Below are 21564 nucleotides of genomic sequence, written 5' to 3' on the forward strand. Positions count from 1 at the left end.
GATATGGTCATTTGCGATATTTCCATGCCGGTCATGGATGGCCACCAGCTGCTGGCCGAGATACAGCGCAATCATCCGGAGCTCTCCCACATCCCCTTSATCTTCCTGACCGCGCTCACGGATATGAACACCCTGGTTGCCAGCATGGAAGGCGGCGCCATTGATCATCTGACCAAGCCGATCGACTTTGATGTGCTGATCGCCAAGATACAAAGGCACGTTGATCGGATCGTCGGCAGCCAACAATGTCGTTTTAGCAATTCGGGTTAACTGGTTCATACACCATTCACCCTGCCGGCCGTGCCTATCCTGTTGGATGCCCTGACTGCATGATTAGCCTATGGCCGGTGCTCTGTTTCTTACGGCACGCCTCTTGCCATCGCATAAAGATATCTTTATATCTTTCTGTATTCATTATTCGAGGACGTTGCCATGACCGCCGCCGCCAATCCGCTTTCCGATCTCCTGGCCGAAAAGGGCGTCCTGCTCGCCGACGGCGCCACCGGCACGTCTCTGTTCGCCATGGGGCTTGAGGCTGGTGAGGCGCCGGAACTGTGGAACGAGGCGAAACCTGAAAACATCACCAAGCTGCATCAGGATTTCGTCGACGCCGGTGCCGATATCATCCTCACCAATTCATTCGGTGGCACCCGCCATCGGCTAAAACTGCACCACGCGCAGGGCCGCGTGCATGAACTCAACCTCAAAGCAGCCAGCATTGCCCGCGCTGTTGCCGACAAGGCGCCGCGCAAGGTGATCGTCGCCGGCTCCGTCGGCCCGACCGGCGAACTGCTGATCCCGCTTGGCGCGCTCACCTATGAAGACGCGGTCGATGCCTTTGCCGAACAGATCGAAGGCCTCAAGGCCGGCGGCGCCGATGTCGCCTGGATCGAGACCATGTCTGCCCCGGATGAAATCCGCGCAGCCGCCGAAGCCGCGGTCAAGGTCGGCCTGCCCTTCGTCTACACCGGCTCGTTCGACACCGCCGGCAAGACGATGATGGGCCTGGCGCCGAAGGACATCCATGGCGTGGCGCCCGATATTGGCGAAGGCCCGATCGCTGTCGGCGCCAATTGCGGCGTCGGCGCTTCCGATATCCTGGCAACGCTGCTGTCGATGACCGAGGCCAGCCCGGAAGCGACGATCGTCGTCAAGGGCAATTGCGGCATTCCGGAATTCCGCGGCGAAAAGATCCATTATTCCGGCACGCCGCCGCTGATGGCTGAATATGCGCATCTGGCACTCAATGCCGGCGCCAAGATCATCGGCGGCTGCTGCGGCACGTCCTGCGAACATCTCGCTGCCATCCGCCAGGCTGTCGATAGCCACACGCCCGGCCCGCGCCCGACCCTCGAGACGATCGTCGAAAAAATCGGACCGCTGCGCAACAAGACCGCGGAAGAGCAGGCCGCTCCGCGCGAACGCCGCAGCCGCCGCGGCTGATCAGCTTTTCGTCTCAGCCTTCCATCGCGGCGCGGTGGAAGGCGCGATAGCGCTCAGCAAGCCCGGGCTGGATGCGGTCGACCATAGCGATCGCCCGCGTGAGCTGGCGCTCGCCATCTGGTTCGGCAATCAGTGCCTCGGCCTCGGCCTTCGTCTGATCGTCAAAAGAGTCCGGCTCTTCCCGAATTGTCTTCATCAGCCCTTCCAGAATCGGCCGTCCGGCGGTCGCCATCACATCGCGCTTGCCCGCTTCGTTCAGAGGTGAACCTCGGTGCAGGGCAAGGATGACGATATCGAGATAGAGCAGCAGCAGCTTGAAGCGCCGTGCAGTGACCGGCAGGCCGACAGCGGTGTAGAAACCCTCGATCTGGCCGTTGACCTTCTCGTCACGATCCCATTGATGGTAGTTGTACTTGAAGACAATGCCGGGATCGTAAGGCAGGCGGCCGAACGAGAACATCACGCTCGCCAGCGCCCAATCACAATAGCTGGCCTTGAGCGGGTGGTGATCGAGGAAGAACAGCATCAGGTCGGTATAGGGTTTCCGCCGGAAAATGCTGTAGAAGGCCGCATTGTCGCCGCCGGCCTTGTCGTTGTAGCGCATGATCCGCCCGCCGGGCGTCTCGTCGAGGATGGGAAAATCCTTGACCCGCATCACCCGTCCCTCGGAATTCATCACCGCGATCAGCGGCCGCACGCCGATGCATTCCGGCGGCACGCGCGCCAGATCGAGCGGCTGATCCTGGGGGCTGACAAACAACTCGTCATCATCGCCCATCATCATCACGAATTCGGTCTCTGCAGCGGCGAAGACAGAGCGGAGGTTGGTATGCAGCGTCGTGTCCGGCGGCTCGACATAGCGCAGGCGTGGCGAGACATTCTTGAGCAGCCGGCGCTTCTCCGGATCGCGCGAATTGTCCGAGACGATCAGCAGCGCATCGCGCTTTTCGCAGAAGGCGAGCGCCGTCTCGATCGACCGGCGGCTGTCGGCGAGCTTGCGATTGGACGGCAGGAGGATGGAAAGCAGCACGGTGTCAGCTCGAATGAGAGAATTCGCAACTGTGTTAGCCGCCCTGCCCTGCCCGGCGCTTGCGGCAGACAGGATCGGGCAAGGCTAGGCTGGAATGGTGCCGCCGAGAAAGGATGATGTCTCGATGACAGCCTTGCTGCAGGATGCACTACAAAAATACAAATCCGGCGATTTCCACGGCCTGCTGAAACGGCATGGCGGCTCGGTCGCGCATAAGGATTGCCCGCAGATTCTGCTCGTGCTGTTGGCGCAAAGCCATCTCAAAACCGGCAACGAGCTTAAGGCGGCCGAGCATTACCGCAAAGCGGGCGAAGCGAAGGGGGAAAATCACCTCAACTATCTGCTACTTGCCGGTAATCTCTTCATCCGCCACTCGGCGTTGGAAGAGGCTTATGGCGCCGCTCAACGTGCGATCAAGCTCGCACCGCGTGAACCTCAGGCGCTAGAGCTCTATCATCGCGTCCTGCTCGAAAGCTGCCTGTTCGACGAGATCGGCCGCGTCCAGGCGATGCTGCTCGACGGTATGAGAAAGCGCGATCCCATCGCGCTCAAGGCCAACAGCCCCTTCGACAATGTCTCCTGGTGCACGGACGAGGCGATCAATGCCAGCCTGATCCCCAGCGCGCTTACGTATCCGGTCACGCCGGACATGCGCGCCAGACGCCACCCCCGGCCGCATCGATGGGCCGAAAAGCTGCGCATCGGCTACCTGTCCGATGATTATTACGACACGCATGCGACCATGCATCTTTTCCAGGGCGTGATGCTGAGCCACGACGCGACCCGCTTCGAGGTGACGCATTTCTGCCTCACCAGCGCCGCCAACATCGCCAAGGACCAGGGCATGCGGAGCCGCTATCCCGGCCTCGTGCCGATCGGGCATCTCAGCGACGACGCGGCCGCCGAGCTGATCCGCAGCCGCAATATCGATATCCTCGTCGACCTCAAGGGCCACACCAACGGTAGCCGGCCGAATCTCGTCAATCTCGGGCTGGCGCCGGTGCAGGCCGCCTATCTCGGCTTTCCCGGCAGCGGCAACGGCGTGGATTGCGATTACGTCATTTCGGACAAGATCGTTACGCCGGACGCGTCAAAACCCTATTATCACGAGAAATTCTGCCGATTGCCCGAGAGCTATCAGGCCAATGACAATCTCTACCGTCCACGCCCTATAGCGGCGGAGCGATCCGCGCTCGGGTTGCCGGACGACCGAATCGTGCTCGGCTTCTTCAATGCGACGCGCAAGCTGACGCCGGAGACCTACCGGCAGATCGTCGAAACCCTGAAAAGCACCGAGAAAACCGTGCTCTGGATCCTTTTCTTCAACCGTTTCGCGCAGAAGAATTTCCTTGCTTCTATCGTAAGGGAAGGCATCGATCCGGCCCGGATCATTTCCGCCCCGAAAGCACACTATGCCGACCATCTTGCGCGCCTGCCTGCGGTCGATATCGCGCTCGATTCCTTTCCCTATAATGGCCACACGACGACATCGGACCTGCTCTGGGCCGGCGTGCCGGTGGTCACCTATCGCGGTTCTCATTTCGCCTCGCGCGTTTCCGAAAGTTTGCTGACCGCACTCGGCCTGCCGGAGCTTGTCGCCGACGACGCGGATGGTTATATCGCCCTTGTCCGGTCGCTTGTCACCGATCCCGAAAGGCGACAGTTGCTCCGGCAAAAGCTCACCGCCAACCGCGAGACCATGCCGCTGTTCGACACGGTGCGGTTCACACGGCATCTGGAGCGGGCTTTCGAGATGATGGCGGATCGCGCCCAGCGCGGCCTGCCGCCGGATCATATCGATGTGCCGCCGCTTTAGATTATGTCGCCTGGAAGTGGGAGCCGGTTTCAGGATAACGACATGTTAAGAACAAAAGCATGCAATGAAATGGGAATGACATGATCGCTGCCCCCTTCCCCGACCGYGACACGGTCGCCGACAAATTCGCCGCCTTCGGCGAAGCCGAGCAGGCTTTCTTCAAGCTCCTGTTGGAAAACCCGATCCAGAACGAAAACCTGATCGAGGGCCTGACGCTATGGCTCAACAAACAGGCCGGCGCCCGTTTCCTCAACACGCTGAGAATCGATCGCGCCGGCGAATGGCTGGGCAACAATGCGCCGACACGGCTGCAGATGCGGCTGATGGAAGTGGCCAAATCCTCCCAGCACAGCGCCTATGAAGCTTTTCGTGATGGCTTGACCCGCTCCAGGGGCCTGGAGAAGGCTTTTCCGAAGGCCTGATCCGGGGTGCTCAGCGCGGCTTCCAGCCGAGCAGCCTGAGCGCATTCATCGTCACCAGCACGGTGGCGCCGGTATCGGCAAGAATGGCCGGCCAGAGTCCGGTCAGGCCGATGATGGTTGTGACGAGGAACACCGCCTTGAGGCCGAGCGCAACCGTGATGTTCTGACGGATATTGTTCATCGTGTCGGCCGACAGCGCGATCATATTGGCGATGTCGGCCACGCGCCCATGCAGCACTGCGCCATCCGCCGTCTCCAGCGCGATATCCGTGCCGCCGCCCATGGCGATGCCGATATCGGCCGCAGCCAATGCCGGTGCATCGTTGATGCCGTCGCCGACCTTGGCAACGACGAAACCTTGCTTCTGCTTCTCGCGCACGATCGCCTGCTTGTCTTCCGGCATCAGGCCGGCCCTGACCTCCATGCCGAGATCAGCGCCGATCGCCTTCGCCGTCCGTTCGTTGTCGCCGGTCAGCATCAATGTCTTGATGCCCCGCGCGGCAAGCGTCTTGAGCCCCGCGACAGCATCGGCGCGCGGTTCGTCACGTATGGCAATAAGGCCGCCGACGACGCCATTGGCGAGGAGGACGGAGACCGTCTTGCCCGCCCCGTTAAAGGCATCGATCCGGGCCAGGACCTCGTTTTCGATCGCAACCCGTTCGGCGGCGGCTTTGGGCGAGAGAAGCAGAATTTCTTCGCCGCCGACCGAGGCAGACACGCCTTTTCCGGGCAGCGCCTTGGCGGAACTGGCCGGCGGGACCGGAACCCCGTCGTCCTTGGCGCGAGCGAGGATCGCCACAGCCAGAGGGTGGCTCGACCCGGCCTCCAGCGCCGCGGCCATCGACAGCACCTTGTTTTCCGGCCGGCTGATGCTGACGATATCCGTCACGCGTGGCTTGCCTTCCGTCAGCGTACCCGTCTTGTCGAGCGCCACCAAAGTCACCTGACGGAGACGTTCGATCACGGCGCCCCCCTTGATCAGCAATCCGCGCCGCGCGCCGGCCGACAGCCCCGCCGCAATCGCGGCCGGCGTCGAGATGACCAGCGCACAGGGGCAGCCGATCAACAGGATCGCAAGCCCCTTATACACCCATTCCGACCAGGACTGGCCAGCCACCAGCGGCGGCAGGATAGCAACGAGAATCCCGACGACCAGAACGCCGGGTGTGTAATAGCGCGAGAAACGGTCGATGAAACGCTCGGTCGGCGCCTTGCTCTCCTGCGCTTCCTCGACCAGCCGCACGACGCGAGCGATGGTATTGTCCTCGGCCACAGCGGTGACCTTGACCTTCAATACGGCATCGGAATTGATCGTGCCGGCGAACACGCTTTCGCCCACGCCCTTGGTTTTCGGCACGCTTTCGCCCGTGACGGGTGCCTCATTGATGGCCGACGTGCCATCGACGATTTCGCCATCGGCAGCAATCCGGTCACCGGGCCGCACGAGAATGATATCGCCGATCGCAAGCGCCTCGGCCGCCACGTCTTGCGTCTTTCCGTTGCGCTCGACAAGCGCGCTTTTCGGCACAAGATCCGTCAGGCCACGAATGCTGGCCCGGGCGCGCATCGCGGCCACCCCTTCCAGCAATTCACCGACGAGGAACAGGAACACCACGGTGACTGCCTCTTCGGCCGCACCGATGATCACCGCACCGACAGCGGCGATCGTCATCAGCATCTCGATGGAAAACGGTGTCCCGGTGATCGCGGCAACCAAGGCGCGACGTGCGATCGGCACCAGGCCGACCAGAAGCGCCGGCACGAAAATCCATTGCGGCACCGAGGGCAGCGCGAGATGGGCAAGATAGGTCAGGACGAGCGCCGCACCGGTGATCGCCGCCAGCACGGCCTTGCGGCTCTTCCACCACGGGCCATCGCCGAGATCGAAATGATCATGGCTATGACCGGCTTCTTCGCTGGCGGCGGGCGCCGCATGCGCGTGATCGTGATCATGGTCATGATCATGCGAATGACCACCATGATCGTGACCTTCGCGATGATCATGTCCATCCGAGTGGTCATGGCCATGATGGTCGTGGTGATCATGATCATGACGAGGCGGCTGCACCGGCGCCCTGTTCCTCGCGGTCGCAGGCGCGATCGAATAGCCGAGCGCCTTTACCTGCTGCTCGATGGCGCCTTTCGTCAGCGTCCCGTTGGGCTGCACCGTCATCGTGCCGGCGGCCAGCGATACGCCGACCTCGTCGACACCGGGGAGCCGACGCACGGCGTTTTCAATCTTCTGCACGCAGCTGGCGCAATCCATGCCGCCGATGCGGTATTTCAATTTCTCTGCCTCGGAAGCTGCCATGATGAAAACCTTTCGATAGGACTTAAATAGTGCTAGCACCTCTAGCCACTAGAGGTTCAAGAGGCAAAATCATGAATATTTCGATCGGCCAACTCTCGACGAAAACCGGCATCAAGGTGCCGACGATCCGCTTCTACGAACAGATCGGCCTGGTCGAGGCACCGCCCCGCACCGAAGGCAACCAGCGCCGCTACGGCCAGGCCGAAGTCGACCGGCTGAATTTCATTCGCAACGCCCGCGAACTCGGCTTCGAGATCGACGACATCCGCGAATTGCTCGCCATGGCCGCCGAGCCGCAGGCCTCCTGCCACCAGGCCGACAGTATCGCCATGAACCATCTCAGGGAAGTCGACCAGCGCATCGAACGACTTCAGGCGCTGCGCAAAGAGCTGTCGCGGATGATCGAGGAATGCGGCCACGGCCATATCTGCGACTGCCGCATCATCAGCGTTCTGGCGCATCCGCGCGGATGAATCAAAATACCCTCTCCCCAGGGCAAGCCAGGGAGAGGGCCGAGCCGTCAGGCTCTCAATGAAGGGCGATGAAGAGTGGAACGGGGATCACTCGCCCTTCAAGCTCTTGGCCAGTTCGACCAGTTTGAGGAATTCGGCGCGATAACCGTAGGGATCGGCGCCCTTGCCGCTGTCGCCGAGCTTCATCACGCTGTCCCAGCTATAGTCGGACACCTGGTCCTCGTTCTTCAGCTTCTGGCCAAAGGCAGCGACAGCGACGGAGAAGCGGACATCTGCGGAGGCGGTGTCGACCGACTTCTTTAACTCTTCGGCCGTGACCGGCATGGTGATCAGGTTGCTCTTGTCCTCGGTCGGCTTCTTGTAGCGGATCTTGACGAAAGCCAATTCGTCGGACTTCGCGGCAGAAGTGTCGGTCGCCTTATCCTTCTTCTCGCCATAGCGCAGGTCGTCGACCAGCATGGCCGGGCTGCCCTTGGGCGTCAGTTCGTAGATCGCGGTGACCTCATGGCCCGAACCGATCTCGCCGGCATCGACCTTGTCATTGTTGAAATCCTCGCGCTTCAGCGCCCGGGTTTCGTAGCCGATCAGCCGGTATTCGGCGATCTTCTCCGGATTGAACTCGACCTGGATTTTCACGTCCTTGGCGATCGGGAAGATCGACGCGGTCGCCTCTTGCACCAGCGTCTTCTGCGCTTCCGCCAGCGTGTCGATATAGGCGGCGACGCCATTGCCGTTCTGCGCCAGCGTCTGCATCAGCGCGTCATTGTAATTGTCGTTGCCGAAACCGAGCACCGACAGGAAGATACCGGTCTTGCGCTTGGATTCGATCAGCGATTTCAGTTCGTCGTCACTCGACGGGCCGACATTGAAATCGCCGTCGGTCGCCAGGAAGATGCGGTTGACGCCATCCTTGATGAAGGCTTTTTCAGCCATCTTGTAAGCCGCCTCGATACCCTCCGCGCCTGCTGTCGAGCCGCCCGGCGACAGGCTTTCGATCGCATCGAGAATCTTCTGCTTTTCGGCGACCTTGGTCGGCTCCAGCACCACGCCGGAATTGCCGGCATAGACGACGATCGACACGGTGTCGGTCGGCTTGAGCTTGTTGACCAAGAGCCGGAAGGCGCTCTTGAGCAGCGGCAGCTTGTTGGGCTCGTCCATCGAGCCTGATACGTCGATCAGGAAGACCAGATTCGACGGCTTCTGCTCCTGCTGCTGCAATTCATACCCCTTGATGCCGATATGCATCAGCAACGTGTTGGCATTCCACGGCGTCGGCATGACAGTGATGTTCGGCTTGAATGCCTGATCGGCATTTGCCGGCGGCGCCCAGTCATAGGGGAAATAGTTGATCATCTCCTCGACGCGCACGCTGTCTGCCTGCGGCAACTGCCCGGCGAGGATCGCCTGGCGGGCGAAAGAGTACGAAGCCGTGTCGACATCGATCGAGAAGGTCGAGACCGGATCGCTCGACACCGATTTAACCGGGTTGATATCCTTCGAAGTGAAGCGGTTGGCAGTGTCCGGCTGCAGCAGTGGCGGCTGCCCAACGATGCCGTCATCGGTGGTCACGCCAAGCATCTTCTTCGCCATCACACGGCCTTCGACAGTCGGCGATGCCGCCAAAGCATCGGCGGGTCGCGCCGCTTCATCGGCGTCGACGGAATTGTTTTGCGCCGCAGCGGCGGGCTGATTGTCGGTCTCGTCCTGCTTGCCGGCTTCATTGGTCGCGAGACTGCTGTCTTTCAATTGGGAAGCCGGCTTCTCGACCTGAGCGCCGGCGTTCGCATCAGGCCGCAATCCGCCATTCGTCGTGGTCGAGGAAAGCTGTGCCGTCTCCGACATTTCCTGGTCGATCTTTTGATCGTCGGTCGTCCCCGGCTTTGCCTTGGTTTTCGTCTCTTCCGAAACCACAGGCTTGTCCACAGTCTCCTTGTCAGCGACCTCCGGCTGTTTCGGCTCCGGCTTTCCGGCGCTGAGATCGATTTCACCTGTCTTCGGCTTCTCATCCTTGGCGACATGGTTTTCGCTCTTGTCGCCCGGCTTTGCCGGTTCGTTGATCACGAGACCCGTGCGGCTGTTGATCGAGTGGATGGCGACGTAACCGGCGACCGGCACGACCAGAAGCGTGGCAAGCGCCGAACCGGCAAGCAGTTTTCCATTCATGATAGCTCTCCATAACTGGGTTGTTATGGAGCTTTGACGCCGGCCGTTTTCGCTTCCTTGGGGGGCGTCTTGATTTTTTTCTTCRGCGTCGAAAGCCTGCATGGCAAACGCCATGGCCCGCGCTCGCGCAGCCTCGGAAGGTTTTGGCGGCGTCATGCGGCTCAGCTTGTCGAGTTCGTTTTCCATTGCCAACTCCTTACGCCACTTCGCGGCCAAGAATGATCTTCAGCCGCTTGCGCGCTTCATGCAGGTGCCACGAGACCGTGCTTTCCGAACAGCCCAGCACATCCGCCGCCTCACCGTGGTCCATTCCTTCGGAATAAACCAGCATCACGGCATCGCGTTGCTTGGGCGAAAGTTCCTGCACGGCGTTCCATATCTCCTGCATGTCATCGTCATCGCCTTGATCGCCCTGCGTCGAGGGGTCGAGGCTCCATTCTTCGGTCTTGCGCTGCTCGCGCATCGTTTTCCGCACGCCATCCCGCACCGCGTTCAGCACCAGTGTGTAGAGCCAGGTGCGGAAACGTCCATCACCGCGGAAGCCGGAAATCGCGGTCGCCAGCCGTATGCAGACATCCTGGGCTATGTCATCGGCATCGGCGGAACTGCGCGTCCATTTCCACGCCACGGCGTGGATGAAATCATAGTGCATCTCCAGGAGCTGGCCAAAGGCCAGCCTGTCGCCCTGGGACGCTTTCCTGATCAATTCCAGCTCCAATGCATCCGTCCTTCAACCCGTTCCTGAGGGATAGACGTTTGCCCCTGCCAATTCCTTGGGTAGCCCCGGAATATTTTGTCCAACGCCCAAGCCGGAACCTGTTAAAAACGATTCCGGCGCCGTTCAACGCGCCATCCTCAAGGAATTGCAATGCCTTCCCGCCGCGACCATCAACTCGGCCTGCTGTTCGTCACCATTTCCGCGATCGCCTGGAGCACGGCCGGTTTCTTCACGCGCCTGATTCCGCTCGACAGTTTCACCCTGCTTGCCTGGCGCGGCATCTTCGCTTCGCTCAGTCTGCTGGCCGCCGTCATATTGATCAGCGGTCGAGGCTGGCTCCGCGAATTCACCCGCATCCGCAAGCCGGAATGCCTCTATATCGTGCTCACCGTCTGCGGCATGATCATGTTCATCACCTCGCTCGGCCATACCTCCGTGGCGCATGGGGCGGTGATCTATGCCACCATTCCCTTCCTCGCCGCATTTCTCGGCTGGATTTTCCTCGGTGAAATCCCAAGCCGCAACGCCATCCTCGCCGCCGGCATTGCCATCACCGGCGTGCTCCTGATGGTCGGCTACGGCAGTGATGGCGGCAGGTTCGGCGATCTGCTCGCCTTCGGCATGACACTGACCATGGCGCTGTCGATCATCGTCATGCGCAAGAATCCCGGCATGTCGGCGACGGCTTCGGCCTGCCTCGGCGCCTTCTTCTCCATCTTCGTCTGTTGGCCATTCGGCAAGCCGCTGGATGTCACCGGCGTGCAGGTCGTCCAGATGGCGCTTTTCGGCATCGTCAATTCCGCCATGGGTCTTGCCTTCTTTGCCTGGGGTTCGCGCAAGATCCCGGCAGTCGAGACGGCACTGATCGGCGCACTCGACACGCCGCTTGCACCGCTCTGGGTCTGGGCCGCCTTCGGCGAAACACCGGGCAGGACTACACTGATCGGCGGCGGCATCGTCTTCATCGCCGTCATCGGTCATATCGTCGCCAGCCAGCGGTCGCATCCGGCAATTGATTCGGCTTCAGCGGAAACAGCGTAGAAACAGCATGGATGCACGCCGCGAACACCAGATCGGACTTTTCTTTGTCATAGCAGCTGCCATCACCTGGAGCAGCGCCGGCTTCTTTACCCGGCTGATGAATCTCGACTATCCGACAATGATTGCCGGCCGCGGCATCTTTGGCGCCATCGGCATGCTGGTTCTGATCATCGTGATGGACCCACGCGGCTGGCGGAACCAGTTCCGCCGCATGGGCTGGGCCGATCTCGTCTATGTGCTTAATTATGTCTTCGGCACGACCTGCTACATATCCTCGCTCGGCTTGACCTCGATTGCCCACAACTCGGTGATCTTCGCGACCATCCCCWTCATCTCGGCGCTGCTCGGCTGGATTTTCCTCAGCGAAATCCCTTCGCGCAATGCGATCGGCGCCAGCGCCATCGCTATCGTCGGCGTCGCGATAATGGTCGGCTTCGGCATGGATGGCGGCGTATCCGGCGATATCCTGTCGCTCTGCGCCACATCGAGCATGGCCGCCTCGATCATTCTTGTCCGTCGCTACCGCCACATCGCCATCATCCCCGGCGCCTGCATCGCCTCCTTCATCAGCGGCCTGCTGCCACTGCCGTTTGCGCATGATCTGCCGCATGTCACAATGACGAACTTCGTCTTGCTGGTGCTGTTCGGCCTGCTCAATGCCGCACCGGGCCTGACGCTTTTCTCGCTCGGCTCAAAACGCCTGCCCGCCGTCGAGACGGCACTGATCTCGACGCTCGACACACCGCTCGCCCCGCTCTGGGTCTGGATCGCCTTCAACGAGACGGCCGGCCGCCAGACCGTAATCGGCGGTGTGATGGTGCTGGCCGCCGTATTCATCCATATTGGATTGAGTCAGAGGCAGGTGAAAGCGGCTTGAGCCGATCAGATCCTGCCGAGCGCCGCCATATGGAATTGCAACTGCTCCTCCGGATATCGATAGCGTGCACCGACCGGGCAAGCGTTCCGGGCAATGCAGCCGGACACCATGCATCCCGCCTTTCCCTCTGACGCGTGAACATGCGTTCGACAGGCCGGAACGTCGAAAGCCGACGCCTGCACGGCATCGACCGGACAGGTCGTCAGGCATGGCTTGTCGCGACAGTCGTCGCAGGGATGACGATCGAATGGCACGCTCGCGGTGCCGATCCTCTCGGCAAAGCCGATCGCACCGCGATAGCCGTGCCAAAGCCCATAATCCGGATGGATCAACACACCGAGCGGCGAGGCTTTCAAGCCCTCCGCTCGCATCGCCCATTGCTGGAACGGCTGCCAAGGTTTTTCGGACGGGAAATAGGCTTGTCCGCCCACTCTGTCCGCCTCCGGCCGGATGATCTCGACCGACCAGGTGTCGAGCGGATCGGCGACATTCCGGCCATCTCTGGAGCGCCACCTGCGGAAAGCCGGCCAGATCGAGCCGCCGATATTGCCGAGCAGCACCACGGTCCGCGCATGTACGCCCGCCGTCATCGCCGGCCCATCGCCGTCGAAATGCACGACACCGCGCAAAAAAATTCCGTGCGGCGCGAGCGCCGCACGGATGTCTTCGATCTTATCTTCTGTCTTGTCCATTATGTCCGGCCAGGCGGCTTGTAGTGCGGGCGCCAGACGTCCCGCTGAATCCAGTCGGCCACCTGATACCGTCCGCCACTCTCCCTGGCTTCGGGACCCTTTCAGGTGAAAGCGTCGGGCATGGAGTCCTTGCGCTGCTTGATATAGGCGAGCAGCGCCTCATCGATGGCCGGATCGAGCGCCGGCGCTTCATACTGTTCCAGCCAGGAGCGGCAGAGCGCGTTGGCGCGTTGCTCGATGCGCTTGGCACCTTCAACTTCCCACTGTTCGTAGGAATTGTTATCGGCCAGCGCCGAACGGTAGAAGGCAGTCTGGAAATTGGCCTGGGTATGGGCGCAGCCGAGATAGTGGCTGCCCGGGCCGACTTCGCGGATGGCATCCAATGCCTGGGCGTTCTCGGAGAGATCCACGCCTTCGGCCATCTTCTGCATCATGCCGAGCTGGTCCTGGTCGATCATGAACTTCTCGTAGGACGAGACAAGGCCGCCTTCGAGCCAACCGGCGGCATGCAACGAGAAATTCGTGCCGGCCAGCAGCGTCATGTTGAGCGTGTTGGCCGATTCGTGCGCGGCTTGCGCATCCGGCACCTTGGAGGCGCAGAGCGAACCACCGGTACGGAACGGCAGGCCGAGACGGCGGGCGAGCTGTGCCGCGCCATAGGACACCAACGACGGTTCCGGCGTGCCGAAGGTCGGCGCACCCGACTGCATCGAGATCGAGGCCGCGAATGTGCCGAACAGCACCGGCGCGCCCTTGCGGATCAGCTGGGTGAACGAAGCACCGGCCAGAACTTCGGCCAGGATCTGCGTCAGCGTGCCGGTCACCGTCACCGGGCTCATTGCGCCCGACAGGATGAACGGCGAAATCACCGTTGCCTGGTTATGCCGCGCGTAGACCTTCAGTGCCCCAACCATGGTTTCGTCGAACACCATCGGCGAATTGGCATTGATGAGGTTGAGCGTGACGCAATTGTTCTCGACGAAATCGTCGCCGAATACCAGCTTGGCCATGGCAATCGTGTCTTCCGCGCGTTCCGGCGCGGTGACCGAGCCCATGAACGGCTTGTCGGACAATTTGATATGGCTGTAGACCATATCGAGATGGCGTTTGTTGACCGGGATATCGACCGGCTCGCAGACCGTGCCGCCCGACGAATGCATCGACGGCGCCATATAGGCGAGTTTGACGAAATTGCGGAAATCCTCGATCGTCGCATAGCGGCGATTGCCTTCGAGGTCGCGGACGAAGGGAGGGCCGTAGACCGGGGCAAACACGGTCGCTTTGCCGCCGATCTGGACGCTGCGCTCGGGATTGCGCGCATGCCAGGTGAAAACCGGCGGGGCGGTCTTCAGCAGCGAGCGGCAGAGACCTTTGGGAAAGTGCACGCGCTCTCCGCGGACGTCGGCGCCGGCTTCCTTCCACAGCGCCAGCGCTTCGGCGTCGTCGCGGAATTCGATGCCGATCTCTTCGAGCACGAGGTCGGCATTGCTTTCGATGAGGGTCAAGCCCTCTTCGTCGAGCACTTCATATTCGCGGATCTTGCGGGTGATATAGGGAAGCGACACGCCCGGACCGCCGCCCGCACGCGATGCACGCCGCGCGGCCGCACCGCGACCGCGGCGACCGCCGCCTTCTCCCTGCCCGGCTGCCTGATCTGAGGTCTGGTCCATGGTCTTTCCTTTACGATGAGCCCGCCCGAGGCGAGTGCTGTGTTTCCTTTGATCCTAAAGGATGCCGCAAAAGGAACAATCCTCTATGCGCCAATGTCTACGCTGGAAACGAAATGACGCATTTGTCTGTTTGCGCCATCAGGCGAAGTTCGTTGATACAAATCCCGGGCTCTGATATTTTGAGACCATGATGAATATCACTGTTTCCATCGATGATGAAATTTACCGCCGCGCCGAACTAAGAGCGGCGGAACTTAATACGTCTGTTTCAGCTATGGTCCAGAAATATCTGACAGGCATTTCATCGGGTCTTAGCCAACGCGCTTCTCCGGAAGAATTCGAGCGTCTGAGGCATCTGCAGCATGAAATTCAAAGCCGCGTCACGAGCTTCGACCCAAACGATCGCTTGTCTCGCGACGAACTTCACGACCGAAAGCGTTCTTGATCGCATGTTTCATCGATACGAACGTGCTTCTTTATTACTTTGCTACCGATCCAACCGCCCTACATAAAAAGACGATCGCAGAAACGCTGCTCGACCAGAATGATTGCGTCCTTTCGGTACAGGTGCTGCAGGAATTTTATGTGCAGGTGACGCGCCCAACGCGAATATCTTCCGACGAAGCCGAACGCTTTATTATCTCCATGCTCCGATTTCCAATCCAGTCACAGACGCCTGAACTGTTGCAACTGGCTTTTGATATCCGCCGGCAGCTGAAATTTTCCTATTGGGACTCAGCCATCGTCGCAGCCGCGATGATGACCAATTGCGACATCCTCTATACCGAAGACCTCCAACATGGACAAATCATAAACGGAATCAAAGTCGTCAATCCGTTTGCCGGATAGCGGCGCGCCCGTCGTAAATTGCTCTTGCCCGCGTCGTTTTCGAAAACGCTTTGCAAAGCCTCCCCGCCCACTATAGTGAAAACCAAGGGGCGGTCGAATCCCGCAACCAATCTCACGAGGAACGCAATGGCAGACGATGAAATCATTCTTTCCGAGCTCTCGGACGAGGAACTCGTGCAGCAGATGCACGACGATCTTTACGATGGCCTCAAGGAAGAGATCGAGGAAGGCACCAATATCCTTCTCTCGCGTGGCTGGGTGCCGTATGACGTCCTGACCCAGGCTCTCGTCGAAGGCATGCGCATCGTCGGCATCGACTTCCGCGACGGCATCCTGTTCGTGCCGGAAGTGCTGCTGTCGGCAAATGCGATGAAGGCCGGCATGTTCATCCTGCGGCCGCTGCTGGCTGCCACCGGCGCGCCGAAGCAGGGCAAGATGGTGATCGGCACCGTCAAGGGCGACATCCACGACATCGGCAAGAACCTCGTCGGCATGATGATGGAAGGCGCCGGCTTCGACGTCATCGACCTCGGCATCAACAACCCGGTCGAGAACTATCTCGACGCCATGGAACGCGAGAAGCCGGATATCGTCGGCATGTCGGCCCTTCTGACCACGACCATGCCCTATATGAAGGTCGTGATCGACACGATGAAGGAAAAGGGCATCCGCGATGATTATGTCGTTCTCGTCGGCGGTGCGCCGCTGAACGAAGAGTTCGGCAAGGCCGTCGGTGCCGATGCCTATTGCCGTGACGCGGCAATCGCGGTCGAAACCGCCAAGGATTTCATCAAGCGCAAGCACAACATGCTCGCCGCCAAGGCCTGATTTGTTGGCAGGAATTTGACAAACCGGCCGCCCACCTGGGCGGCCGGTTTTCATTTGACCTGATTTCTATCCTTCATTGAGCAGCATGCTTGATGGCATGCGTCGTCTGATGGACATCTTCACCGGCGCCGCGAATCGTGTTGGCGCAGGACGAAAGAGCCAGAACGGCAATCAGGGCAACGGCAATCCGGGTCGAAAGAGTGCTCATGATAGTGCTCCTGGAAAAAGTTGGGATCAGTCTGCCGCACGCTTAACCGCATGATCGGTTGCTTTGGCCGTGTTGGTCATGTCCTTGCCCACGCCGCGCACCGTATTCGCGCATGAGGCAAGGAGAAGCACGGTACTTAACACGATCAAGATCTTGGTCGAAACAGTCGTCATTTTGCTCTCCGATCACAGTGGCTGAACCGGGGCAGAACTACCCCGTGAACGAAATAGGGGCGCTTTGCGGACAGGTGGGACGCGGTCGCTGATCGCCTGCTTTTTGAACGCGCAACTCGAAGATTTGTTCAATGTGGCATGCGCTACGCGCATGCTTATTACCGGTCTCGGGTTCACACGACCTATGCGGTTTTCTGCCCAGCGCGACGGATTTGACGGCGACTTCTGACGCTTCCAGTATTCCAATCGCGATTGCCGGACTTATATTGGTGGCAAAGGATAAAGCCATGCTCGACACGCCCCAGACCCAGGACAAGCCCGAAGCGCTCAGAATCATCGCCTGTGGCGCGATYGCCCGCGAAGTGCTCGCCATCAAGGAGATGAACAGGCTCGATCACATCGACCTGCAATGTCTGCCGGCGATCTGGCATGTGACGCCGCAGAAGATCGTGCCTGGCCTGCGCGAGAAAATTGCCGAAGCCCGGGCCGAAGGTTTTCGCCGCATCTATATCGGCTATGCCGAATGCGGCACGCAGGGGCAGATCGACAAACTCTGCGAGGAAGAAGGTATCGAACGTATCGCCGGCCCGCACTGTTACGCCTTCTTCACCGGCAACGAAAAATTCCTTGCCGAATGCGAAGAGGAATTCAGCGTCTTCTACCTGACCGACCTGATCACCCGCCAATTCGAGGCCTTCATCATCGAGCCGCTGAAACTCGACAAGCATCCAGAACTGCGCGACATGATATTCGGCAATTATACCAAGATCGTCTATCTCGCCCAAACCGAAGACAAGGCCCTGCAGGACAAGGCGAAATGGGCTGCGGACTACCTCAAGCTCGATTATGAATATCGCTTCACCGGCTATGGCGACCTGACCAAGGCTATGATCGAAGCGTGAGCTGCCGGTCTTGATAACGACACCCTGATCTCCATCTTAGCTCCACCTTTCCCGCGAAAACGCAACGACTCGGCGGGAAAGGCGTTTGCTGGTATGGATATCGATCAAGGAGCCCGCGTGTCGGATCACAGCCAAGAGCTTGACAGGCGCGAACCCGCTATGCGGCAAAGGCCGCACAAACTATCGGAATTGCTGCGGCAACTGTCCGACAATGCCGGCGACAAGATCACGCTCGGCGACATTGCCGATGCCATGGCCGACCGGTCCTTCGGCGCCTTCCTCGTCGTCTTCTGCCTGCCGAGCATGATTCCCCTGCCGCCGGGCGCGACATTCATTCTCGGCCTGCCGCTGGTATTCATCACCTTCCAGATGGCCTTTTCCCGTCTTGACCGCATCTGGCTGCCGAAGCGGCTGCACGGCTATGGCTTCGACAACAAGGCCTTCTCTTCCATGCTCGATCGCTTCGTGCCGTGGATAGAGAAGCTCGAGCGGCTGATCACCCCGCGCGCCTGGCCGCAACGCAGCCGGCTCTTCGAACGCGTCATCGGCGTCTTCTGCCTGCTGCTCGCGATCGTCGTTTTCCTGCCGATTCCGTTCGGCAATATCGGCCCGTCCTTCGCCATGGCGCTGATGGGGTTGGGCCTGAGCGAACGAGATGGCATCGTTGTCGGGCTCGGCGTTGTGATAGGCGCTCTGATCAGCGCAATCGTCGGCTATGTGAGCTATGCTTTGGTACTTGCCATCCCCTATTTCTTCGAGCATTTGCCCGACTATTGGCATGCTTTCGTCAGCTATGTCAGCTGACAAATTACACGCTTGCATAATCTGGAAAACATGTCGCATTATGATCAATGCGACGTCGTGACTGGCCGCGCAACGACGCCCCCTCTCGTTCCATTGTGGCCGCACATTTAGGAGTTCGGGGAATGGCAGATCGTATCATCGTCTACTGGCGCGACATACCCGCGCAAGTGATCGTCAAGAAGGGCCGGCAGAACGCCAAACGCGAGCTTTCGGTGCGTTTTACCGAAGCGATCGACATGTGCGCCATGCGCACCGGCGCCGCCGAAACCGATGATTATCTGGCGGAATGGCGCAAGGCCGATCCGGTTCCGGTCTCCGACGATCTCGAAGCCGAGGCCGACAAGGCAGCGGCAGAATTCGAGGCCGCCTATGACCGCGACCGGCTCGTGGCATTGGTGAAGGCAGGCGGGCGCGAAAATGGTTGAACTCAAGGTCCACAAGAAGCCGCCGACGGCCTATGTCCCCTCCGGCGTCTCGGCTGTCGGTCGACAGACGAAGAGCTATACGATCCGCCTCTGGTCGATTCGCCATTCGCGCACGCTCGAATGGTTCTATGACAAGTTCGCCAAGACCTTCCTGCTACTCCATCCGATCTGGAACAAGCTGGGCTACGCCAGAGTCGAAGGGCCGGTGAAGGCGGTCGAAAAGCGCGTCAAAGGCCTGATGTTCGACTGTCGCATGTGCGGCCAGTGTGTGCTCTCTTCGACCGGCATGTCCTGCCCGATGAACTGTCCGAAGCAGTTGCGCAATGGCCCTTGCGGCGGTGTACGCGCCAACGGCAATTGCGAAGTCGAGCCGAACATGCCTTGTGTTTGGGTCAAAGCCTGGGAAGGCTCGCGCAACATGGTGCATGGCGACAAAATCTTGAACGTGCAGAAGCCGGTCGACCAGTCTATGCGCGAAACCTCTGCCTGGCTGCGGGTGACTGCACAATCGGCCGCTGAAAAAGAAGCAATGAAGAAGGACGCATAACGGCATGGTGCATATCGACGAAAACCCGCTCGGCGCGCACCTGCCGCTCGATCCCCTCCCCGGCCATGTTTCACTCGGCCGCCTGGAACGCGTCCTGCGCCGCGGCGAATTCGCCGTCACCGCCGAACTCAACCCGCCCGATAGCGCTGATCCGGAAGACGTCTATAAGCGCGCGGCGATCTTCGAAGGCTGGGTAGATGGCATCAACGCCGTCGACGCATCTGGCGCCAACTGCCACATGTCCTCGGTCGGCATCTGCGCGCTGCTGACCCACATGGGCTATGCGCCGATCATGCAGATCGCCTGCCGCGACAAGAACCGCATCGCCATTCAGGGCGACGTGCTCGGCGCCGCCGCCATGGGCGTTGCCAACATCATGTGCCTGACCGGCGACGGCGTGCAGGCCGGCGACCAGCCCGGCGCCAAGCCGGTTTTCGACCTCGACTGCATGTCGCTGCTCGAAACCGTGCGGATGATGCGCGACGAATCGAAATTCCGCTCCGGCCGCAAGATCACCAAAGCGCCGCAGGTTTTCCTCGGCGCCGCGATCAACCCCTTCGCCCCGCCCTACGATTTCAGGCCCTATCGGCTGGGCAAGAAGATCGAGGCCGGCGCACAGTTTGTGCAGAGCCAGTATTGCTTCGATGTACCGATGTTCAGGGAATATATGAAGAAGGTCGTCGACCTCGGTTTCGCCGAAAAATGCTTCGTCCTCGCTGGCGTCGGTCCGATGGCCTCTGCCAAGACCGCCAAGTGGATCCGCTCGAACGTGCCGGGCATCCATATACCGGATTCGGTCATCGCCCGCCTGGAGGGCGCGGCTGACCAGAAGAAGGAAGGCAAGCAGCTCTGCATCGACATCATCAACGAGGTCAAGGAAATCCCGGGCGTCAGCGGCATCCATGTGATGGCCTATCGCCAGGAGGAATACGTCTCGGAAATCGTGCATGAATCCGGCGTCCTTAAGGGCCGCACGCCCTGGAAGCGCACGCCCCGTCCCGAATTTCACGAATTGCAGGAAGAGACCGCCAACGCTCTGGTGGACCAATCCGTTCGATAGGCCCCAACATCTCGCCTATCGGCTTGCCATAAAATACATAACGATATAAAGAAGTCTTTATATCATCGGAACCTCTTATAGGAAGATCCATGACCCGCACCATCGTCGCCTCCGCCACCCGCGAAATCGTCATCGGCTTTGACCAGCCCTTTTGCGTCATCGGCGAACGCATCAACCCGACCGGCCGCAAGAAGCTCGCCGCCGAAATGCAGGCCGGCAATTTCGAGACGGTCATCAAGGACGCGCTGGAACAGGCCGCCTGCGGCGCCACCATGCTGGACGTCAACGCAGGCGTCACCTCGGTCAACCCCAACGAGACGGAGCCGGGCCTTCTGGTGCAGACGCTCGAAATCGTCCAGGGCCTCGTCGACCTGCCGCTCTCCATCGACTCGTCGGTGACAGCCGCGATCGAGGCCGGCCTCAAGGTCGCCAAGGGCCGCCCGCTGATCAACTCCGTCACCGGCGAAGAGGAAAAGCTGGAAGCCATCCTGCCGCTGGTCAAGAAGTATAATGTTCCGGTCGTGGCGATCTCCAACGACGAGACCGGCATTTCCATGGACCCGGACGTGCGTTTCGCCGTCGCCAAGAAGATCGTCGAGCGCGCGATGGATCATGGCATCAAGCCGGAGGACGTCGTGGTCGACCCGTTGGTCATGCCGATCGGCGCGCTGGGCGACGCCGGCCGCCAGGTCTTCGCCCTGCTCCGCCGCCTGCGCGAAGAGCTCAAGGTCAACACCACCTGCGGCCTCTCCAACATCTCCTTTGGCCTGCCGCACCGCCATGGCATCAATGCCGGCTTCATCCCGATGGTCATCGGCGCCGGCATGACCTCGGCCATCATGAACCCCACCCGCCCGCAGGAAATGGAAGCCGTCCGCGCTGCCAACGTGCTGAACGGCACCGACGCCAATTGCTCGAACTGGATCATGACCTATCGCGACTACAAGCCCGCCGAAGGCGGCGCCGCATCGCCGACCGCTGCCGCGTCTGCCGCTCCGGCTGGCCGCCGTGGCGGTCGTGCAGCGCGCACGGGTGCGGGTGCCGCAACTGAGTAATTGCTGCGGCTCAGCATGGCTGAACGATCGGGATCACCCTCGCGAAACCGCAGGGTG

At 60.5% G+C, this 21564-nt stretch carries 24 protein-coding genes; 16 read left to right on the top strand and 8 right to left on the bottom strand.

Annotated elements, in window-relative coordinates:
• A partial coding sequence (locus AC1D06_RS33420; RefSeq protein WP_477990142.1) for a response regulator occupies window positions 1–270 on the top strand: 270 nt, incomplete at its 5' end.
• Between the two features lie 162 nt (window positions 271–432).
• A complete protein-coding gene (bmt, locus tag AC1D06_RS33425) occupies window positions 433–1443 on the top strand; it encodes a betaine--homocysteine S-methyltransferase (RefSeq protein ID WP_477878542.1) in 1011 nt (336 codons plus the stop codon).
• 13 nt (window positions 1444–1456) lie between these two features.
• Here bmt and AC1D06_RS33430 read toward each other — a convergent pair whose 3' ends face one another.
• Complete coding sequence (locus tag AC1D06_RS33430; protein ID WP_477990143.1) at window positions 1457–2473, bottom strand: glycosyltransferase family 2 protein; 1017 nt, start codon at window positions 2471–2473, stop codon at window positions 1457–1459.
• A 124-nt stretch (window positions 2474–2597) separates the two neighbouring features.
• On the opposite strand from AC1D06_RS33430, the gene AC1D06_RS33435 reads away from it, so the two are divergent.
• Window positions 2598–4289 carry an O-linked N-acetylglucosamine transferase, SPINDLY family protein gene (locus AC1D06_RS33435; protein ID WP_477990144.1) on the top strand — a complete coding sequence of 564 codons (1692 nt, stop codon included), beginning with the start codon at window positions 2598–2600 and terminating at the stop codon, window positions 4287–4289.
• Window positions 4290–4369: 80 nt separating this feature from the next.
• Window positions 4370–4711 carry a hypothetical protein gene (locus tag AC1D06_RS33440; protein ID WP_477990145.1) on the top strand — a complete coding sequence of 114 codons (342 nt, stop codon included), beginning with the start codon at window positions 4370–4372 and terminating at the stop codon, window positions 4709–4711.
• A 10-nt stretch (window positions 4712–4721) separates the two neighbouring features.
• Here the strand turns inward: AC1D06_RS33440 and AC1D06_RS33445 are convergent, their stop codons facing one another.
• Window positions 4722–7022 carry a heavy metal translocating P-type ATPase gene (locus AC1D06_RS33445; protein WP_477990146.1) on the bottom strand — a complete coding sequence of 767 codons (2301 nt, stop codon included), beginning with the start codon at window positions 7020–7022 and terminating at the stop codon, window positions 4722–4724.
• A 71-nt stretch (window positions 7023–7093) separates the two neighbouring features.
• Here AC1D06_RS33445 and AC1D06_RS33450 point away from each other — a divergent pair, with 71 nt between their 5' ends.
• Window positions 7094–7495 (top strand): MerR family transcriptional regulator, encoded by a 402-nt coding sequence (locus tag AC1D06_RS33450; RefSeq protein WP_477878537.1) that lies wholly within the window; start codon window positions 7094–7096, stop codon window positions 7493–7495.
• 87 nt (window positions 7496–7582) lie between these two features.
• Here AC1D06_RS33450 and AC1D06_RS33455 read toward each other — a convergent pair whose 3' ends face one another.
• Complete coding sequence (locus tag AC1D06_RS33455) at window positions 7583–9658, bottom strand: vWA domain-containing protein (protein WP_477878536.1); 2076 nt, start codon at window positions 9656–9658, stop codon at window positions 7583–7585.
• 196 nt (window positions 9659–9854) lie between these two features.
• Complete coding sequence (locus AC1D06_RS33460; protein WP_477990147.1) at window positions 9855–10376, bottom strand: RNA polymerase sigma factor; 522 nt, start codon at window positions 10374–10376, stop codon at window positions 9855–9857.
• Between the two features lie 150 nt (window positions 10377–10526).
• Between AC1D06_RS33460 and AC1D06_RS33465 the strand changes: the two genes are divergently transcribed.
• Window positions 10527–11417 carry a DMT family transporter gene (locus AC1D06_RS33465; RefSeq protein WP_477990148.1) on the top strand — a complete coding sequence of 297 codons (891 nt, stop codon included), beginning with the start codon at window positions 10527–10529 and terminating at the stop codon, window positions 11415–11417.
• Window positions 11418–11424: 7 nt separating this feature from the next.
• Window positions 11425–12294: a DMT family transporter gene (locus AC1D06_RS33470; RefSeq protein ID WP_477990149.1), complete on the top strand. Its 870-nt coding sequence runs from the start codon at window positions 11425–11427 to the stop codon at window positions 12292–12294.
• A gap of 5 nt (window positions 12295–12299) precedes the next feature.
• Here the strand turns inward: AC1D06_RS33470 and AC1D06_RS33475 are convergent, their stop codons facing one another.
• A complete protein-coding gene (locus AC1D06_RS33475) occupies window positions 12300–12986 on the bottom strand; it encodes a ferredoxin (protein ID WP_477990150.1) in 687 nt (228 codons plus the stop codon).
• A 101-nt stretch (window positions 12987–13087) separates the two neighbouring features.
• Window positions 13088–14656 carry a trimethylamine methyltransferase family protein gene (locus AC1D06_RS33480; protein WP_477990151.1) on the bottom strand — a complete coding sequence of 523 codons (1569 nt, stop codon included), beginning with the start codon at window positions 14654–14656 and terminating at the stop codon, window positions 13088–13090.
• A 190-nt stretch (window positions 14657–14846) separates the two neighbouring features.
• On the opposite strand from AC1D06_RS33480, the gene AC1D06_RS33485 reads away from it, so the two are divergent.
• The 3 genes from AC1D06_RS33485 to AC1D06_RS33495 all read left to right on the top strand — a co-directional run bounded on the left by AC1D06_RS33485 (window position 14847) and on the right by AC1D06_RS33495 (window position 16333).
• Window positions 14847–15101 (top strand): DUF6364 family protein, encoded by a 255-nt coding sequence (locus AC1D06_RS33485; protein ID WP_477878530.1) that lies wholly within the window; start codon window positions 14847–14849, stop codon window positions 15099–15101.
• Window positions 15098–15505, top strand: coding sequence for a PIN domain-containing protein (locus tag AC1D06_RS33490; protein WP_477990152.1), 408 nt, complete (start codon window positions 15098–15100; stop codon window positions 15503–15505). The genes AC1D06_RS33485 and AC1D06_RS33490 overlap by 4 nt, the downstream gene beginning before the upstream one ends.
• Window positions 15506–15631: 126 nt before the next feature.
• Window positions 15632–16333, top strand: coding sequence for a corrinoid protein (locus AC1D06_RS33495; RefSeq protein ID WP_477878528.1), 702 nt, complete (start codon window positions 15632–15634; stop codon window positions 16331–16333).
• Window positions 16334–16406: 73 nt separating this feature from the next.
• Here AC1D06_RS33495 and AC1D06_RS33500 read toward each other — a convergent pair whose 3' ends face one another.
• On the bottom strand, window positions 16407–16541 hold the full coding sequence (locus tag AC1D06_RS33500) for an entericidin EcnAB (RefSeq protein ID WP_477990153.1): 135 nt from the start codon (window positions 16539–16541) through the stop codon (window positions 16407–16409).
• A 26-nt stretch (window positions 16542–16567) separates the two neighbouring features.
• On the bottom strand, window positions 16568–16714 hold the full coding sequence (locus AC1D06_RS33505) for a hypothetical protein (RefSeq protein ID WP_477878526.1): 147 nt from the start codon (window positions 16712–16714) through the stop codon (window positions 16568–16570).
• Window positions 16715–17001: 287 nt separating this feature from the next.
• Here AC1D06_RS33505 and AC1D06_RS33510 point away from each other — a divergent pair, with 287 nt between their 5' ends.
• The 6 genes from AC1D06_RS33510 to AC1D06_RS33535 all read left to right on the top strand — a co-directional run bounded on the left by AC1D06_RS33510 (window position 17002) and on the right by AC1D06_RS33535 (window position 21507).
• The gene (locus AC1D06_RS33510) at window positions 17002–17616 is read left to right on the top strand and encodes a DUF1638 domain-containing protein (protein ID WP_477990154.1); all 615 of its coding nucleotides are present in this window, start codon (window positions 17002–17004) and stop codon (window positions 17614–17616) included.
• Window positions 17617–17733: 117 nt separating this feature from the next.
• Window positions 17734–18420 (top strand): exopolysaccharide biosynthesis protein, encoded by a 687-nt coding sequence (locus AC1D06_RS33515; RefSeq protein ID WP_477990155.1) that lies wholly within the window; start codon window positions 17734–17736, stop codon window positions 18418–18420.
• 122 nt (window positions 18421–18542) lie between these two features.
• Window positions 18543–18845 carry a virulence factor gene (locus AC1D06_RS33520; protein WP_477878523.1) on the top strand — a complete coding sequence of 101 codons (303 nt, stop codon included), beginning with the start codon at window positions 18543–18545 and terminating at the stop codon, window positions 18843–18845.
• The gene (locus AC1D06_RS33525) at window positions 18838–19392 is read left to right on the top strand and encodes a methylenetetrahydrofolate reductase C-terminal domain-containing protein (protein ID WP_477878522.1); all 555 of its coding nucleotides are present in this window, start codon (window positions 18838–18840) and stop codon (window positions 19390–19392) included. Before AC1D06_RS33520 ends, AC1D06_RS33525 begins: the two co-directional genes overlap by 8 nt.
• Before the next feature lie 7 nt (window positions 19393–19399).
• A complete protein-coding gene (locus tag AC1D06_RS33530) occupies window positions 19400–20452 on the top strand; it encodes a methylenetetrahydrofolate reductase (RefSeq protein WP_477878604.1) in 1053 nt (350 codons plus the stop codon).
• 89 nt (window positions 20453–20541) lie between these two features.
• Window positions 20542–21507, top strand: coding sequence for a methyltetrahydrofolate cobalamin methyltransferase (locus tag AC1D06_RS33535; protein ID WP_477878521.1), 966 nt, complete (start codon window positions 20542–20544; stop codon window positions 21505–21507).
• The last annotated feature ends 57 nt before the right edge of the window (window positions 21508–21564 follow it).

The sequence above is a fragment of the Rhizobium sp. P2_G2 genome, assembly GCF_056403555.1.

Excerpts from the sequence above, each read along its gene's own strand:
- AC1D06_RS33500 (WP_477990153.1), bottom strand. The coding sequence starts at position 16,541 with ATGAGCACTCTTTCGACCCGGATTGCCGTTGCCCTGATTGCCGTTCTG.
- AC1D06_RS33520 (WP_477878523.1), top strand. The coding sequence starts at position 18,543 with ATGGCAGATCGTATCATCGTCTACTGGCGCGACATACCCGCGCAAGTG.
- AC1D06_RS33445 (WP_477990146.1), bottom strand. The coding sequence starts at position 7,022 with ATGGCAGCTTCCGAGGCAGAGAAATTGAAATACCGCATCGGCGGCATG.
- AC1D06_RS33535 (WP_477878521.1), top strand. The coding sequence starts at position 20,542 with ATGACCCGCACCATCGTCGCCTCCGCCACCCGCGAAATCGTCATCGGC.
- AC1D06_RS33495 (WP_477878528.1), top strand. The coding sequence starts at position 15,632 with ATGGCAGACGATGAAATCATTCTTTCCGAGCTCTCGGACGAGGAACTC.
- AC1D06_RS33525 (WP_477878522.1), top strand. The coding sequence starts at position 18,838 with ATGGTTGAACTCAAGGTCCACAAGAAGCCGCCGACGGCCTATGTCCCC.
- AC1D06_RS33455 (WP_477878536.1), bottom strand. The coding sequence starts at position 9,658 with ATGAATGGAAAACTGCTTGCCGGTTCGGCGCTTGCCACGCTTCTGGTC.
- AC1D06_RS33505 (WP_477878526.1), bottom strand. The coding sequence starts at position 16,714 with ATGACGACTGTTTCGACCAAGATCTTGATCGTGTTAAGTACCGTGCTT.
- AC1D06_RS33475 (WP_477990150.1), bottom strand. The coding sequence starts at position 12,986 with ATGGACAAGACAGAAGATAAGATCGAAGACATCCGTGCGGCGCTCGCG.
- AC1D06_RS33450 (WP_477878537.1), top strand. The coding sequence starts at position 7,094 with ATGAATATTTCGATCGGCCAACTCTCGACGAAAACCGGCATCAAGGTG.
- bmt (WP_477878542.1), top strand. The coding sequence starts at position 433 with ATGACCGCCGCCGCCAATCCGCTTTCCGATCTCCTGGCCGAAAAGGGC.
- AC1D06_RS33465 (WP_477990148.1), top strand. The coding sequence starts at position 10,527 with ATGCCTTCCCGCCGCGACCATCAACTCGGCCTGCTGTTCGTCACCATT.
- AC1D06_RS33480 (WP_477990151.1), bottom strand. The coding sequence starts at position 14,656 with ATGGACCAGACCTCAGATCAGGCAGCCGGGCAGGGAGAAGGCGGCGGT.
- AC1D06_RS33435 (WP_477990144.1), top strand. The coding sequence starts at position 2,598 with ATGACAGCCTTGCTGCAGGATGCACTACAAAAATACAAATCCGGCGAT.
- AC1D06_RS33485 (WP_477878530.1), top strand. The coding sequence starts at position 14,847 with ATGAATATCACTGTTTCCATCGATGATGAAATTTACCGCCGCGCCGAA.